At 59.2% G+C, this 16,350-nt stretch carries 14 protein-coding genes and 1 pseudogene; 9 read left to right on the forward strand and 6 right to left on the reverse strand.

The annotated features are described in order from the left end of the window. Positions 1 to 9: 9 nt before the first annotated feature. The gene (locus FHT93_RS25350; RefSeq protein WP_112546102.1) at positions 10 to 1,275 is read right to left on the reverse strand and encodes an ABC transporter substrate-binding protein; all 1,266 of its coding nucleotides are present in this window, start codon (positions 1,273 to 1,275) and stop codon (positions 10 to 12) included. A 299-nt stretch (positions 1,276 to 1,574) separates the two neighbouring features. On the opposite strand from FHT93_RS25350, the gene FHT93_RS25355 reads away from it, so the two are divergent. After that, positions 1,575 to 2,600 (forward strand): substrate-binding domain-containing protein, encoded by a 1,026-nt coding sequence (locus tag FHT93_RS25355; protein WP_112546103.1) that lies wholly within the window; start codon positions 1,575 to 1,577, stop codon positions 2,598 to 2,600. A gap of 166 nt (positions 2,601 to 2,766) precedes the next feature. Here FHT93_RS25355 and FHT93_RS25360 read toward each other — a convergent pair whose 3' ends face one another. Continuing rightward, positions 2,767 to 3,558 carry a phenylalanine 4-monooxygenase gene (locus FHT93_RS25360; protein WP_113014538.1) on the reverse strand — a complete coding sequence of 264 codons (792 nt, stop codon included), beginning with the start codon at positions 3,556 to 3,558 and terminating at the stop codon, positions 2,767 to 2,769. A gap of 120 nt (positions 3,559 to 3,678) precedes the next feature. On the opposite strand from FHT93_RS25360, the gene FHT93_RS25365 reads away from it, so the two are divergent. Further along, entirely contained in the window at positions 3,679 to 4,140 is a 462-nt protein-coding gene (locus FHT93_RS25365) for an Lrp/AsnC family transcriptional regulator (RefSeq protein ID WP_112972690.1), read from the forward strand. Between the two features lie 35 nt (positions 4,141 to 4,175). On the opposite strand, the gene FHT93_RS25370 is transcribed toward FHT93_RS25365, so the two are convergent. Then, entirely contained in the window at positions 4,176 to 4,655 is a 480-nt protein-coding gene (locus FHT93_RS25370; RefSeq protein WP_113014537.1) for an Lrp/AsnC family transcriptional regulator, read from the reverse strand. Between the two features lie 127 nt (positions 4,656 to 4,782). On the opposite strand from FHT93_RS25370, the gene hppD reads away from it, so the two are divergent. From hppD to gfa, 5 genes are all read left to right on the forward strand, one after another. Then, positions 4,783 to 5,892: a 4-hydroxyphenylpyruvate dioxygenase gene (gene hppD, locus FHT93_RS25375; RefSeq protein ID WP_113014536.1), complete on the forward strand. Its 1,110-nt coding sequence runs from the start codon at positions 4,783 to 4,785 to the stop codon at positions 5,890 to 5,892. Positions 5,893 to 5,965: 73 nt separating this feature from the next. Next, entirely contained in the window at positions 5,966 to 7,327 is a 1,362-nt protein-coding gene (gene hmgA, locus FHT93_RS25380; RefSeq protein WP_113014535.1) for a homogentisate 1,2-dioxygenase, read from the forward strand. A 46-nt stretch (positions 7,328 to 7,373) separates the two neighbouring features. After that, positions 7,374 to 8,384 carry a fumarylacetoacetate hydrolase family protein gene (locus FHT93_RS25385; protein ID WP_183850003.1) on the forward strand — a complete coding sequence of 337 codons (1,011 nt, stop codon included), beginning with the start codon at positions 7,374 to 7,376 and terminating at the stop codon, positions 8,382 to 8,384. 39 nt (positions 8,385 to 8,423) lie between these two features. Continuing rightward, entirely contained in the window at positions 8,424 to 9,056 is a 633-nt protein-coding gene (maiA, locus tag FHT93_RS25390) for a maleylacetoacetate isomerase (RefSeq protein ID WP_113014533.1), read from the forward strand. A gap of 279 nt (positions 9,057 to 9,335) precedes the next feature. Then, a complete protein-coding gene (gene gfa / locus FHT93_RS25395) occupies positions 9,336 to 9,908 on the forward strand; it encodes an S-(hydroxymethyl)glutathione synthase (RefSeq protein WP_183850005.1) in 573 nt (190 codons plus the stop codon). Positions 9,909 to 10,013: 105 nt separating this feature from the next. Here gfa and FHT93_RS25400 read toward each other — a convergent pair whose 3' ends face one another. Continuing rightward, positions 10,014 to 10,703 carry a TetR/AcrR family transcriptional regulator gene (locus FHT93_RS25400; protein ID WP_183850171.1) on the reverse strand — a complete coding sequence of 230 codons (690 nt, stop codon included), beginning with the start codon at positions 10,701 to 10,703 and terminating at the stop codon, positions 10,014 to 10,016. Between the two features lie 136 nt (positions 10,704 to 10,839). Between FHT93_RS25400 and FHT93_RS25405 the strand changes: the two genes are divergently transcribed. After that, positions 10,840 to 12,045: an HlyD family secretion protein gene (locus FHT93_RS25405; RefSeq protein ID WP_183850007.1), complete on the forward strand. Its 1,206-nt coding sequence runs from the start codon at positions 10,840 to 10,842 to the stop codon at positions 12,043 to 12,045. 23 nt (positions 12,046 to 12,068) lie between these two features. After that, complete coding sequence (locus FHT93_RS25410) at positions 12,069 to 13,664, forward strand: DHA2 family efflux MFS transporter permease subunit (RefSeq protein ID WP_183850009.1); 1,596 nt, start codon at positions 12,069 to 12,071, stop codon at positions 13,662 to 13,664. Between the two features lie 138 nt (positions 13,665 to 13,802). Here the strand turns inward: FHT93_RS25410 and FHT93_RS25415 are convergent. Beyond that, positions 13,803 to 14,867: pseudogene (locus FHT93_RS25415) on the reverse strand (LLM class flavin-dependent oxidoreductase); the annotation flags it as partial. Positions 14,868 to 14,957: 90 nt separating this feature from the next. Further along, positions 14,958 to 16,334, reverse strand: a complete 1,377-nt coding sequence (locus FHT93_RS25420) for an LLM class flavin-dependent oxidoreductase (protein WP_183850012.1) — start codon at positions 16,332 to 16,334, stop codon at positions 14,958 to 14,960. Between the last annotated feature and the right edge of the window lie 16 nt (positions 16,335 to 16,350).

Genomic DNA, 16,350 nt, shown 5'->3' on the forward strand with positions numbered 1-16,350 from the left:
CTCGATCGGTTACCAGCCGCTGCCTTGCAGCGTCGTCAGATCGGCTTCGAGAAGCTCTAGGTTTTCTTCGGCTGTCCCGCTGCCGGAGAGCGTATTGTGGACGGCAGTCCAGAACTTGGCGGAAACCTCGTTATACTTGACCTTGGCAACAGCCGACGGCCGCGGCACGGCGTTCTCGAAGATCGGCTTCCAGTTCGGCATGAAAGGCTGCGCGGCGGCAATATCCTTGTCGTCATACAGCGCCGACTGGGTCGGCAGGTTTGAAAGCTCGATAGCGCGCTGCTTCTGGCTATCCTTCGAGGTCAGGAACTTGACGAGTTCGATCGCTGCATCCGGGTTCTTCGAATATTTCGAGACGGCGAGGTTCCAGCCGCCGAGCGTCGAGGAGGGCTTGTCGCCTTCTGCGGCAACTGGAAGCGTCGTCACGTCGAACTTGCCTTTGACGGGGCTGTCGGCGCCGTTGCCCAGCGCATAGGCGTAGGGCCAGTTACGCATGAAGACGGAGTTGCCGGTCTGCCAGACGCCGCGGGATTCTTCTTCCTGATAGGCAAGCACGCCGCTCGGAGAAATCGTGCCGATCCAGCCCTTGGCGCGATTGAGTGCTGCCGCCGCCTTCTCGTTGTTGATTGAAATCGTGCCGTCGGTCTCGATGATCTGGCCGCCGCCCGAGGACTTGACCCATTCCAGTGCATCGCAGGTCAGGCCTTCATAGGCATTGCCCTGGAAGACATAGCCCCACAGGTCCTTCTGACCGGCGGCGCGTTCCTTTTCCTGGATTTCCTTGGCGGTTGCCTCCATCTCGTCCCAGGTCTTCGGCGGCTGTTTGCCGTATTTTTCAAGAAGATCCTTGCGGTAGAAGAGGGCCGGCGCGTCCGTGTAAAGCGGCATTGCGACCAGGCGGCCATTCACGGTCTGGGAGGCAACGATCGCCGGGAAAAAGTCGCCGACGACGTCCTTGGTGGCATCCTTCAGGTCGACGAACTGGTCTGCCAACTGCGGGGCCCAGATAACATCCGTCTGGTAGACGTCGACATCTGTGTTGCCGGCTGCGAGCCAGAGCCGATACTGCGAAAACTGTTCCGTGGATGACGACGGCATGGTGACGATCTTAACGGTATTGCCGGTGGCCTTCCCGAAGGCGTCGAGCTGCTTACGGAGCAGATCGAGGTTTTTGCCGGTAGAGCTCGCTGAAATGCTGATCTCGGCGGCATAGGACGGTACCGACGCGCCGATAAGCGCAGCCGCGACAGCGGCCGCTGTGAAACGAAACTTCATTTTCTCCTCCCAAAGACCAAATTGAAATCGATTTGGCTGTGAAAACCTGTCAGAAGGTTGATACCCTGTCAAGGCGGATTCTGGGCTGCTACCGGTACTTGTTTAGCAATGCAAAATGTCGTTATAAATCAATGGTGAAGTCATGGGTCGTGATTTCCTGAGCCTGGTGGCGGTCATCTAGGCGGCGAATAAAATTGAAATCGATTTGAGAAAATATAGTCGACGGCATAGAATGTGGAATTTGCGAGGCCGATGGTATAGATGCCCGGCAGCGCAGGCGATGAAAGTCTTTTCGGTCAATGAAACTCAAAGAGTTCGCAAAACAACTTGGATTATCTCCCACGACTGTCAGCCGCGCGCTCAGTGGCTATCCCGAGGTAAGCGAGGTGACGCGCGCCCGCGTCGTTCAAGAGGCCGTGCGGCTGGGCTATAGACCGAACGTCAATGCGGTCAGGCTGAAAACCGGCCGGGTTGGCGCTATTGGCGTTGTCATGGGGCGCGCCGGCGAGTTTCACTTTGCGGAATTCATGGCGGGCATGGCGGAGCGTCTTGTCACGGAAGACACCGATATTCTGGTCATTCCGATGGCTAATCCAGAATCCGATGCAGAGATGCAGCTTTACAGGCGGCTGGCGGAAAGCCAAAGGGTGGATGCAATGATCGTGCATTCGCCTCGACCCAACGATCAGCGCATCGCTTTGCTGCATGAGTTGGGAATGCCGTTTCTCGTTCATGGCCGTTCAGATATCGACGTGCCGCACCCCTGGCTCGATATCGACAATGAAGGGGCTGTGCGCCGTGCGACTTCGCATCTGATCGATCTCGGTCATACGAGGATTGCGATGATCAATGGCCGTCAGGGTGCGACCTATGCTCTGCATCGTGACATCGGTTACCGCAGCGCCTTGCAGAGCTACGGGATCGACGTCGATCCGCAATTGATCGCCAACGGCAATTTTACCGACGAACTCGGTTTTCGCTTTGCACGCTCATTTCTCGAGCAGCCGAAGCGGCCGACGGCATTCGTCGCCGGATCGATGATGACGGCGCTCGGCATTTATCGGGCCGCGCGTTCGCTGGGGCTGCAGATCGGCAGCGATGTCTCGGTCATCGCTCACGATGACGTCTTTCCCTATCTGACGGCCGACAACATGGCCCCGTCTTTGTCGGCTACCCGGTCGTCGATGCGTGCGGCTGGTACGCGTTGCGCCGATCTTGTCCTGCAGCTTCTTGCGGGGCGCTCGCCGACGGAGATCCACGAATTATGGCCGGTTGAACTCATCCTGCGCGAGTCCACCGGGCCGGTGCGAGCGCTTCAGACCTGAGCGATTGACGTTTGCGAAGCATCGCTGACGTTGTCTGGTCGTCAGTTGCCTCAGGGCAAGATCATCTGGGAGGTCGAGCCGGACCGAAGTGAGCGTTGCCAGGATTGGAAGATCGGTGAAGGGAAGGCCAAAGCTCGCTCCTCGCCACCGCCATATTGTCAGCGTTTCACGAAGCTTTGGCTTCGAAGGCTGGCGCGAAATCGCCCAGCGATTTCGCCTTCAGGATCATGCCTTCGATATCCTGTTCGACGATCGCTTCAAGATCGGCAAAGCTATCGATGACGTAGTAGATCGGTTGGAGGATATCGATCCGGTAGGGTGTTCTCAGCACGCTCATGAGATCGAATGGACGAAATTCGCACGCCGTGCCTTCCATTGCCGCCTTGGCTTCGCTTGGCGATGAAACGATCCCTGCGCCGAAACAGCGGCGGCCTTGCGGCGTATTGATCAGGCCGAACTCGACGGTAAACCAGAAGATACGGAAGAGATGCCAGGAATAGCCTTTGCCAAGGCGGACGGCGGCTTCGCCGAAATGTCGCACGAAATGGGCATAGCTCTGGTTGGTGAGCATCGGGCAATGGCCGAAAACCTCGTGGAACAGATCCGGCTCCTCGATGTAGTCGATATGTTCGCGACGGCGCAGGAAGGTTGCGAGCGGGAATTTGCCTTGCGACAGAAGTTCATAAAATCGCGAGGGCGGAATGAGCGCCGGTACACCTTCCACCCCGAAGCCGGTGGTCTCGTTCAGGCGCCTGTTCACATCGAGAAGCTGAGGCACCGTGTCGGGCTTGAGCCCCAGCATTTTAACGCCATCAAGATATTCGCGGCAGGCCGTATTGGCGAGCAGCTTCATCTGGCGCCGGTAGAGTTCGCCCCAAATTGCATCCTCTTCGGAGCTATAGTCATATAGACCATCGGTCCCGGGTAATTTTGCGGTGTAGCTGCTTTCCTTGGTCATGATCTGATCCTCCCGGGGACGGCGTCCGCGCCATTATCCCTCGGATTTGGAGGATTTTCTTTTCTTTCGTGGTGGCTGTCGCCATAATGGCGGCAAATATTCCCGAGCAGGCTGCCAAAAATGAAAGAATCTGGGAATTTTCGCCGTAAGCTTCTGCAACTCGTCCAGGCCGACGGCAGCCTCTCCCTGGCAGACCTGGCGGAAAAGGCCGGCATGTCTCAGAGCTCGGCCTGGCGGAAGATCCAGGAGCTTGAGGCTGACGGTGTCATCCGCAAGCGCGTGACGCTGCTCGATCCCGGAAAACTCGATCTCAAGCTCTGCGTCATCGCGCATGTAACACTGGAGGATCATCACGAAGAGGCGGTGGCATCCTTCGCTTCGGTGGTGCTGGAGCGGCCAGAAATCATGGAGTGCTACGCCTTGTCAGGCGCCTTCGACTACATGCTGAAGATAAGGGCGAGAGACGTGGAAGGCTACGAAGCCTTCATGACCCGCTATCTCATGCGCAACCCGCATGTGCGCACGGTTGTATCGAGCTTCGTGCTGCGCGAGCTGAAATTCTCGACCGAGCTGCCGCTCTGACGCTTGGTGCCGGATCACTGCGTGCGGTCGCCATGTCAATGACCTGGCATGTGTATCGGAAAGCCTTCGAATGTTTTCAGCGTGTCGAGCACGATCGAGGTCTTCACGTGCTGCACCGACTCGTGGGGTAACAGAACGTCGTTGACGAATTTCGAGAGGTCGGCGAGCCCGCGGGTCGCTACCTTCAGGTGATAGTCCATTTCACCGGTCAGCGCATAGGCTTCGAGAACTTCCGGCAATCCGTTGATCAGCTGCGAAAACCTGCGGGCATTGTCCCTGTTGTGGGTCGCAAGCGTCACGGAGATGACCACCAGCATATCCAGACCCAGCTTCTGTTGATCGAGATAGGCCCGGTAGCTGCGAATATATCCCTCGGACTCCAGTCTGGTGCGCCGGCGCGAGCATTGCGAGGGGGAAAGCGCGATCCGCTCGCCCAACTCATTGTTCGTCAACCGGCCGTCTTTTTGAAGCTCCTGGAGCAGGCGTAAATCCAATCTGTCGAGCTGTTCATCCATTGCGTAAAACCTCAAAAATCCTCACGAAATGTGCATAATCTTTTCCTTCTCCGTGAAGAATGCAAGAACTTTGCATGCGTTTTGCGCCACACTTTGCATATCGAAGTCCAGTTCCCAGGAGGAGAAAATGGGCCCCTTTCCACATGACGCGCCGCCCTCGGAAATCACCGCCGACAACCCGGCCGGCACCGATGGATTCGAGTTCGTCGAATTCGCCCATCCTGAGCCCGAGAAACTGGGCGAACTCTTTGCGTGCATGGGCTACGTCCCAGTCGCAAAGCACAAAACGAAAGACATCACCGTCTGGCGCCAGGGCGACATCAACTATGTCCTGAATGCAGAACCCGGCAGCCACGCCGCTCGGTTCGTCGCGGAGCATGGTCCGTGCGCTCCGTCGATGGCATGGCGCGTGGTCGACGCCAGACACGCATTCGATCACGCCGTGTCAAAAGGCGCCGTGCCCTATGAAGGGGACGACAAGGCGCTCGACGTCCCGGCGATCGTCGGTATTGGCGGCTCGCTGCTCTACTTCGTCGAGACCTATGGCGCAAAGGGATCGGCCTACGATGCCGAGTTCGATTGGCTTGGCGAGCGTAATCCGCATCCCCAGGGGATCGGTTTCTACTATCTCGACCATCTCACCCACAACGTCTTTCGCGGCAACATGGACAAGTGGTGGGATTTTTATCGAAACCTGTTCAATTTCAAACAGATTCACTTCTTCGATATCGATGGGCGTATCACCGGTCTGGTGAGCCGGGCGATCACGTCGCCCTGCGGCAAGATCCGCATTCCGCTGAATGAATCGAAGGACGACACGAGCCAGATCGAGGAATATCTGAAGAAGTACAGGGGCGAGGGCATCCAGCACATCGCGGTTGGAACGGAAGATATCTACGAGGCTACCGACGGGCTTGCCGACAATGGTCTACGCTTCATGCCAGGCCCTCCGGAGACCTATTACGATATGTCTTATGAACGCGTGAACGGGCATAGCGAACCCGTCGAACGCATGAAGAGGCATGGCATCCTCATCGACGGCGAGGGCGTGCTGAATGGCGGCATGACGAAAATCCTTCTCCAGATCTTCTCCAAGACGGTCATCGGCCCGATCTTCTTCGAATTCATCCAGCGCAAGGGCGACGAGGGCTTCGGCGAGGGCAATTTCCGTGCTCTCTTCGAGTCGATCGAGGCCGATCAGATCAAGCGTGGTGTCATCGGGACTGCGGCGGAGTAAACTCTTGGGGCTGTCCCGCGCGTCTGAGGAGATGCGCGGCGCTGCAAGAGTTTTCGGGGCGAGGAGTTGAGCAATGGACCAGACATCGATCCAGGCTTCCGAGGGTGAAGCAGTGATTGCGAACAAGCTGAAATATATGCCGGGGTTCGGCAACGATTTCGAAACGGAATCGCTTCCCGGCGCCTTGCCGCAAGGCCAGAACAGCCCCCAGAAATGCAATTACGGTCTCTATGCCGAGCAGCTTTCCGGCTCGCCGTTTACCGCACCGCGCGGGACGAATGAAAGGTCCTGGCTTTATCGCATTCGCCCGAGTGTACGCCACACAGGCCGCTTTTCGAATGTTTCCTACCCGCTCTGGAAAACCGCGCCTTGCCTGGACGAACATTCGCTTCCCCTCGGGCAGCTTCGCTGGAACCCCATTCCCGCGCCGACCGAAAAACTGACGTTTCTTCAGGGCGTTCGGACAATGACGACGGCGGGCGACGTCACGACCCAGGTGGGCATGGCGGCCCATGCCTATGTCTTCAATGAGGACATGGTGGATGACTACTTCTTCAACGCCGATGGTGAGCTGCTGATCGTGCCGCAGCTCGGTGCCATCAAGGTGTTCACCGAAATGGGCATCATGGATGTCGAACCCCTGGAAATATGCCTCATCCCGCGCGGCATGATGTTCAAGGTTCTGAGAGGTGGCGAACAGCCGGTCTGGCGCGGATATATATGCGAGAATTACGGCGCGAAATTCACCCTGCCGGACCGAGGTCCCATCGGCGCCAATTGCCTGGCGAACCCGCGAGATTTCAAGACACCCGTCGCCGCTTTCGAAGACAAGGAAAAACCTTGCCGCGTCCATGTGAAGTGGTGCGGAAAATTCTATGTCACAGATATCGGTCATTCGCCGCTCGATGTGGTGGCGTGGCACGGCAACTATGCGCCCTTCAAATACGATCTGCGGACGTTTTCGCCTGTTGGCGCGATCAGCTTCGATCACCCTGATCCGTCGATTTTTTCGGTGCTGACCGCCCCGACCGAAGATGCAGGCACGGCGAATGTGGATTTCGTGATCTTTCCACCGCGTTGGCTGGTGGCCGAGCACACTTTCCGTCCACCCTGGTATCACCGCAACATCATGAGCGAGTTCATGGGCCTGATCCATGGCCAATATGACGCCAAGGAGGAGGGTTTCGTCCCCGGCGGCATGAGCCTGCACAACATGATGCTTGCCCACGGGCCGGACGCACTTGCCTTTGAAAAGGCATCCAACTCCGAGCTCAAGCCGGTGAAGCTGGATCACACCATGGCTTTCATGTTCGAGACCCGGTACCCGCAGCAGTTGACGAAATATGCGGCAGAGCTTGAAACACTGCAGGATAATTACCTGGAATGCTGGGACGGCCTTGAACGCAAGTTCGATGGAACCCCCGGTATCAAGTGAGGCATCAGGTAAACAGGTCAGACACCTTCCGGTACGGGAACGGGATATGAAGCTCGCGACGTTAAAAGACTCCACGAGAGATGGCCGGCTTGTCGTCGTCTCCCGCGACCTTACCCGCTGCTCCGAAGTCAGTCACATTGCCCGCACCCTGCAGGCAGCTCTTGATAATTGGGAGCAGGTGGCTCCGAGGCTCGAACAAATTGCTGAGGGCATCGAGGCAGGAGCACAGCCCACGATCCGGTTTCACGAGCACGATGCCGCATCGCCTTTGCCGCGGGCCTACCAGTGGGCCGACGGTTCGGCCTATCTCAACCATGTCGAACTGGTGCGCAAGGCGCGTGGGGCCGACATGCCGGCGAGCTTCTGGACCGATCCGCTGATGTATCAAGGTGGTTCGGACGGCTTCCTTGCGCCGCGAGATCCGATCGTGGTGGCTGACGAGAGCTACGGGATCGACATGGAGGGCGAGGTTGCCGTCATTACCGGCGACGTCGCCATGGGGTCCGGCCCGCAAGCTGCGCGCAATGCCATCCGTCTGGTAATGCTCGTCAACGATGTGTCGCTGCGCGGCCTCATACCGGACGAACTCGCCAAGGGATTTGGTTTCTTCCAGTCCAAACCGGCATCGGCATTTTCTCCGGTCGCGGTGACACCGGATGAGCTCGGGGAGGCCTGGGATGGCGGCAAGTTGTGTCTGCCGCTGCTTGTGAGCCTGAACGGCACGACATTCGGCAAGGCGAATGCCGGCATCGACATGGCGTTTGATTTTGGCCAGCTCGTCGCCCATGCCGCCAAAACCCGCAATCTGGTGGCCGGAACGATCATCGGCTCGGGAACGGTCTCCAACAAGCTGAATGGCGGAGCGGGCAGGACGGTCGGCGACGGAGGGGACGGCTACTCATGCATTGCCGAGATACGGACGATTGAGACGATCGAAACCGGGGCGCCGAAGACCCCGTTCATGAAGTTCGGGGATCAGGTCCGCATCGAGATGAAGGATCATGCAGGCCATTCGATCTTCGGGGCGATCGAGCAGACCGTCGAGAAATATCGATAATTCCCTCAGCCGGAATCGTCCTTTGAGGAGCAAGCTGCAGTGAACAACGTCGTTCTTTATGACTACTGGAGGTCATCGGCGAGCTATCGCGTCCGCATTGCGCTCAATCTCCTGGAGATCGATTACGAAACAGTGCCGATCAACCTGCTGGAGGGAGCGCACAGGAAGCCGGAATATCTGGCGCTCAACCCGCAGGGGCTCGTCCCGACATTGGTGATCGATGGGAAAATTCTGACTCAATCACTGGCAATCATCGAATATCTTTCCGAGCTTCGGCCGGAATGTGGGTTGCTGCCAGCAGATAGTTCCGATCGCCAGAAAGTGCGCGCCTTTGCATACGCGGTCGCCATGGACATCCATCCGATATGCAACACGCATGTCGTGGCGCATCTGATGACCGTAACGGACAAGAGCGACGCCCGCGAGGAATGGATGAAGCATTTCATCTCGGACGGACTTCGCAAGCTGGAGGCGATGATCGATCCGGCCGGCGACGGGTTCAGCTTTGGAGATACACCGACGATGGCGGACCTCTGTCTGGTTCCACAGGTCTACAATGCCCGCCGCTGGGGAGTGGATATGTCCGACTTCAAGCGGATCGTCGAGATCGATGGCAAATGCGCCAAATTGCCAGCCTTCCAGGCAGCCCATCCTGACCGCGCGAAACCCTGACGCAAAGACAGGTTTGCGGGAGTGCGTGAGCACAACCGATGAGCCCGCATCCCATCTCGCTGTGCTCCTCGAGCCGACCGCCGGTTAGCTTACGATGTCCGCTCGCATGAGCGCGACTGATCCTGTCTTACGCGCAGAAGAGGGGCGGACGATATCGCCGGCGTGGTGATATACTCGCTTGCGGAGGAGGTCTCGTGCTGGCCATCGAGGGGTTTGCGCGGTGACACAGGGCTTGGCCACGGCATTCCGCCGCGGCCCTGGAAGGGAAGGAGACAACGCATGAGCAATGTAGCGATCCACCCAATCGTGGATTCAGGATACCGGGCGACCGATGCGTCATTTGTCGGCGGCACGCTCGTATGCAATTGCGCGAGCAATCCGGTGAAAGTCCGCGTCAAGGGCGATATTGCCCATAACCATGCCTGTGGCTGCACGAAGTGCTGGAAGCCGAAGGGTGCGGTCTTTTCAGTGGTTGCCGTGGCGCCGACTGCCAACGTCGAGGTTCTGGAGAACGGAAACAAGCTGGCGGTCGTCGATCCGTCTGCGCTCATCCAGCGCCATGCCTGCAAGGATTGCGGGGTCCACATGTACGGGCCTGTCGAGCGCGATCATGCTTTTCAGGGCCTTTCCTTCGTTCATCCAGAACGGTTCCAGGAGAAAGGCTGGGCGGCACCCGGCTTTGCCGCCTTCGTATCGTCGATCATCGAAAGCGGATACGATCCCGGCAAAATGGGCGACGTACGTTCGCGCCTCAAGGGGGTTGGGCTTGAGCCTTACGATTGCCTTTCGCCCGGCCTGATGGACCTGATCGCCACCTGGACAGCGAAAAAAGCGGGGGTTCTCGCGGCCTGATGTGACGCAGATTCGCCGGATGCCGTCGCGATCCTCGCGGCGGTGCTCGGGCGCGAGATAGATTTCATGATATTGCACCGGGCAATTCGGCGAGTGCTCGGTATTTCAGCCGTCGACGTTCTTCGCGTGGATGTGCTCCGCGCTATCATAAGCCGCGCATCCCCTGAGGAAAATATCGACGCACATTCTCGCCCTCGAAGCGATCTCCTCGATATTCGGCGGCGGCAGCTGGCGCAGCATGGTGGCGCGTTGGGGCTCCATGATCATCATCCCGCGCAGCATGCCGCAAGCGGCGTGCGGGTCCTCGAGTTTGATCAGCCCGTGTTCCACCTGACGGCGCAGCCAGTTTTCCATCGACGCGTTGGTGCGCATGATCGCCTTGTCGTAGAAAGAGCTGGCGAGCTCGGGAAAGCGGTCAGATTCGCCGATGACGAGGCGTGTAATCGTGATCGTGTCCTGCGAAAGCGTCAGCATGCCATAGGCCATGAGCATGCGTTCCAGCCCCTGGCGGAGTTCGGCCGTTGCTAACGTGCCGGGATCGAGCGCCATGAGAAAGCGTTCCGTGCGATTCGAGACCATTTCGGAAAACAGATCTGCCTTGGTGGGGAACAGGCGATAGAGCGTCTTCGTCGAAACGCCGGCTTCCTGGGCGATTGCGGCGATGCTGACCGCGGCATAGCCATTCTCGTGAAACTGCTTGTTGGCGGCTTCGATGAGCACGCCGCGCGTATCCTCGTCACAACGCACCTGCGGCCTGCCACGTGGCTTCTTCTCGATATCGTGATTTTGGACCATCGTGATTTTCCAAATTCTTGTTGACTTCTCCTTTTTAACCCATATTTTGGAAAATATCAAGTTTCCTAAATTGGGCTTGAGCCGAATTTCAAGGCCGCAGCCGAGACGACGGCGACCTTCCACAAGGAGAGTGACGATGTCCGCCAAGAAGCTGTATGCCCTGAACAACAACGCCGCCACGGCCGATGGGCCGGTCACCGAAACGCCAGCGGAAGCCATGCCCGCGAGCCTCGATGCCGGCAAGACGCCGCGTGTCGCTGAGCCCGTCGCTCCGGCTGCGGAAGCGCCGGGTCGTAAACGTGTTGGCCGTTCCCTGCTGCTCGGTGTGGCCGCCATCGCCATCATCGCTGCGGCTGCCTATTATGGTCACGATTATTGGACGGTCGGGCGCTTCGAAGTCTCCACCGATGATGCCTATGTCAAGGCAGACAGCACGACGGTCGCTCCTAAGGTCTCAGGTTATCTTTCAAAGGTCCTCGTCAGCGACAATGAAACAGTGAAGGCCGGCCAGCCGCTTGCCCGCATCGATGACCGCGATTTTCGTACTGCGCTTGACCAGGCGAAAGCCGATGTCGCTGCTGCCGAAGCCACCGTCAATGCCAAGCAGGCTTCGCTCGACATCCAGCAGTCGACCATTGCCGCCGCTCGCGCCACGCTGGATGTCGACAAGGCCAACGAGACCTTCGCCGAGCAGAACAACAAGCGCTACACCAACCTTGCCACCAACGGTTATGCCCCGGTCCAGACGGCACAGCAGGCAGCGTCCGCGATTGCGGCTGCCCAGGCAACGATCGTTCGGGATACGGCGGCTCTCGACGCCGCAACCAAGCAGGTCGAGCTTCTGAATGCCGAACTTGCCCAGGCCAAGGCAACGCTTGCCCATGATCAGGCCGTCGCACAGCAGGCCGAGCTCAACCTCTCCTATGCGACGATCGTCGCTCCGATCGACGGTACGGTCGGCAACCGTACGCTGCGCGTCGGTCAATATGTCCAGGCCGGCACGCAGCTGATGGCTGTGGTGCCGACGACGGCTGCTTACATCGTCGCCAATTACAAGGAGACACAGCTGACCGATGTCCATGCCGGCCAGCCCGTCGCTATCGAGGTCGACATGTTCCCGGGCCGCACCTATCACGGCCATGTCGACAGCCTGTCGCCGGCAAGCGGACAGGAATTTGCGCTGCTGCCGCCCGACAACGCCACCGGCAACTTCACCAAGGTTGTTCAGCGTATCCCGGTAAAGATCGTGCTTGATGGTGATGCTGCCGAAAAGGGCGATCTGCGCCCCGGCATGTCCGTCCAGCCGAGCATCGACACCAAGGTCGATGCTACCAGCAACTAAGCGAAGGGGCAGGAGATCGTGTCATGTCCAGTATCGCAACAACATCAGGTGCCATCCCGCAGCCGGGTGCCAGCACCAAGGCCAGCACAAGGGATTGGATCGCCGTTCTCGCCGGCATGATCGGCGCCTTCATGGCGATCCTCAATATCCAGATCACCAATGCCTCGCTTCTCGATATCGAGGGCGGCATCGGCACAGGTGTCGATAACGGTGCCTGGATCTCCACCTCCTACCTGATCGGCGAGATCGTCGTCATTCCGCTGACGGCTTATTTCAGCAACGTTTTCTCGTTCCGCCGCTATATCCTCGTCAATTCCATCCTCTTTCCGCTCTTTTCGATGGCCTGTGCCTTCGCCCATGATCTCGGCACGATGATCCTGCTGCGCGGCCTGCAGGGCTTTGCCGGCGGCGTGCTTATCCCCATGGCCTTCACCATGGTGCTGACCAAGCTGCCGAAGAACCAGCAGCCGCTTGGCCTTGCCGTCTTTGCCTTGTCGGTCACCTTCGCCCCGGCCATCGGCCCGACGATCGGGGGCTACCTGACGGAGAATTACGGCTGGCAGACGATCTTCTTCATCAACACCATCCCGAGCCTCCTCATGGCGGCGGCTCTCGCTCTGACGCTTGAAAAGCAGCCGATGCAGCTTCACCTCCTGAAGGAGGGCGATTGGGCCGGCATCGTCACCATGGCAATCGGCCTTTCGGCTCTGCAAACCGTGCTGGAAGAGGGCAACAAGGACGACTGGTTCTCCTCGCCCTTCATTGTCAAACTCGCCATCGTGGCCTTCGTCTTCCTGGCCGCCTTCATCTGGATCGAGCTCACGGTCAAGAAGCCGCTGGTAAAGCTGCGCCTGCTTACCCAGCGCAATTTCGGTATCGGCGTGCTTGTCAATGTGCTGGTTGGCGTCGCACTCTTCGGCACCGTCTACATCCTGCCGCAATATCTTGGCCAGGTTCAGCGCTACAATGCCGAGCAGATTGGCAACGTACTCGCCTGGACCGGTCTGCCGCAGCTCCTGCTCATCCCGCTGGTGCCTGTGTTGATGAAGCGCTTCGACGCACGTTACATAGGCTTCCTCGGCATCTCGATCTTCGCGATCAGCTGCTTCATGAACATCACACTTTCGGCCAACAATGCCGGCGACCAGTTCTGGATCCCGAATATTGTACGTGCCATCGGCCAGGCTCTCGTTCTGACGCCGATCACCGCCATCACCACGGCCGGCATCGCACAGGCAGACGCTGCCGCCGCCTCTGGCCTGACCAACATGCTGCGCAATCTCGGTGGTGCGGTCGGCACGGCTTCGCTCGGCACCATCCTGACGAAGCGCGAGCAATTCCACTCGAACATCATCGGTCAGTCGATCACCTTGACCCGTGACGAGGTGCGCGACCGCCTGACCCAGCTGTCAGGCTACTTCACCCAGCACGGTGTCACCGATCCGGCGGTGGCATCGCAGAAGGCGATCGTCGCCCTTGGCCAGATCGTCAAACGTCAGGCACTGATCATGGGTTTCAGCGATACGTTCGCCGTCATCGGTGTGGTGCTCGCGCTGGCAGCAGTTGCTCTGCTTCTCACGAAAAAGCCGCAGGTCGGCGGAGGCGCGGGCGCCCATTGAGATGACGATCTCAATCCTGCCAGCCCAATCATCTGCAGCAGTTTGCACCCGGTCGGAGACGGCCGGGTGCACTCAGCTAAGTACCTCGGCATCAGCTTTGCGCCTTTCCGGCAGGGCGTCAGCAGATGGCACGGAGCCTTTCAGCAACGGCAGCAATTGGTTCCCCTGCCGCTTGATCTCCGAGAGATAAGGCGTGTCTGACAGCACGAAATGAGTGATGCCGAGCGCCTGGTACTTCCGCAGCGCGCGTGCGACATCCTCGGCGGACCCCACGAGCCAGGTCGTGCCCGCGCCGCCGCCGCCGAATTTGCCGGGCGCGGTGTATAGATTGTCGTCGAGCACTTCACCGCGCTGATGAAGATCGAGCAGCCGCTGCTGCCCTACGGCGACAGCCCGTTGGTGATCGTGCCAGCCGACACCGCTATTGTCAGCCATCTCCGCAACCTTCGCTTCGGCATCGGCCCAGGCCTCTTCGGTGGTGTCGCGGACCAAGGTTGTAATCCTCAGCCCGAATTGAAGCGGCGGCAGGTCGCGGTCGAGATCGCGGCTCAGCCGCTTCAAACGGTCGATCCGTTCGCGCACGCCATCGAGCGGTTCGCCCCAGAAAAGCTGCACGTCGGCTTCGGTGGCCGATACGCGCTCGGCCGCCTCCGATGCGCCGCCGAAATAGAGCTTCGGATGGCGACGCTCACCGCGGGCCTCGATGCGCGGCACCACGGTGGATTCGGTGACCCCGAAGTGCTCGCCTGCATAGGTGACGTTTTCCTCCGTCCATAGTTTTCGCACCAGCCGCATGAATTCCTTTGTGCGCGCATAGCGATGCGCCTGATCGCCTTCACTGTCGCCATAGGCCGCCAGATTGTCCTTGCCGGAGACGATGTTGACGCGCACGCGCCCACCGGTGAGGTGATCGAGCGAGGCTGCTGCCGAAGCGAAATTCGCAGGCCTCCAATAGCCGGGACGGATCGCAATCAGCGGCTCGAAGGTCGTCGTCCGCGCCGCAAGTGCGGTTGCAACGGTGAAGGTGTCCGGACGGCCCCAGCCTGTGCCGATGAGCGCACCCTTCCAGCCGTGCTCTTCGAGAGCCCTGGCATGGCTCGTCAGCGTTTCCAGGCTGTTGTGGCTTTCAACGGCGGAATCGCCGCGGTGGCCGGGTTTGACGGCATTGGGGATATACCAAAGGAATTCCGGATTGCTGGTCATGCAATATGTCCGCGGTTCTCTATTATCGAATTATCTGGAACGGGCGGCTGGGATTTTCCGCGAGCCACTCCGTATCTTCTTGGCGATGGATTACCCCGCCGCCCTGCTTTCTTCGCTTTCCTTCACCCTCAGAGCCAAGCCGTTCGGCGGGCGGTGAAGACCGAGATTCTCGCGCAGTGTCGCGCCCTCATAATCTTCACGGAACAGGCCCCGCTTGCGCAGGATCGGCACGACCTGATCGACAAAGTCAGTCAGTCCGGTCGGCAGGATCGGAGGCATGATGTTGAAGGCGTCGGCCGCGCCATTGTCGAACCATTCCTGCATCGCGTCCGCCACCTGTTCCGGCGTTCCGACCACCGTGCGGTGGCCGCGTGCAGTGGCGACAGCCAGATAGAACTCCCGTAGTGTCAGGTTGTTGCGGGAAACCAGATCGGTGACCAGCTTGAGGCGGCTCTTGTTGAGTTCGGTGCTGTCTGGAAGCGGCGGGGCCGGATCGTCCAGCGAATAACCCGAGAGATCGACGCCCTTATAGTGGCGTGACAGGATATTCCAGGCGACCGAGGGGTGGACGAGCGACTGGATATAGTCGTAATTCGCCTTGGCCTCAGCCTCCGTACCGCCGAGGACCGGGAAAATGCCAGGGCTGATCAGCAGCTCGTCCGGGCTGCGCCCGTAGCGGGCAAGACGTCCTTTGACGTCCGAGTAGAATTCCTGAGCGTCTTCCAGTGTCTGATTGGCGGTAAAGATCATCTCGGCGGTGCGTGCGGCGAGCTCGCGCCCGGGCTCCGATGCACCGGCCTGGACGATGACTGGATAGCCCTGAACCGGGCGGCCGACATTCAACGGTCCGCTGACACTGAAGAACTGACCCTTGTGGTTCAGCTGATGCACCTTGTCAGGATCGAGGTAGACGCCGCTTTCCTTGTCGCGGATGAAGGCATCGTCCTCATAGGAATCCCATAAGCCCTTCACCAGATCGACGAATTCTTCGGCCCTTGCATACCTGTCGGCATGAGCCGGATGGCCGGGGATAGAGAAATTCTTGGAGACGTCGGCGCCCGTGGTGACGACATTCCAGGCCGCACGTCCCTTGGAGATATAATCAAGCGAGGCGAATTTGCGGGCGAGCAGATAAGGGTCTTCGTAGGTGGTGGAGGCGGTCGCGACGAAGCCGATATGGCTTGTGGCCTGCGAAAGCGCCGCCCACAGGGTGATCGGCTCGAAATGAGCGCCCTGCGCTGTGCGGCGCAGGGCTTCCGGATCTTTTGCGCGTTCCCAGCCGGCGGGGCTGTCGGCAACGAAAACGAGATCGAACTTGCCGCGTTCCGCCGTCTGAACCAGGTCGCGATAGTGATCGATATTCAAGCCGGCATCGGCCTGCGCGTCCGGGTGGCGCCAGGCGGCGATATGATGGCCCGTTGCCATGATGAACGCGCCAAGCCTTATCTGTCTTTTCTGACTTGCCATGATGACGATCTCCGTT

Origin of the sequence: Rhizobium sp. BK379, assembly GCF_014193955.1 — a bacterium.
Taxonomy (GTDB): Bacteria; Pseudomonadota; Alphaproteobacteria; order Rhizobiales; family Rhizobiaceae; genus Rhizobium.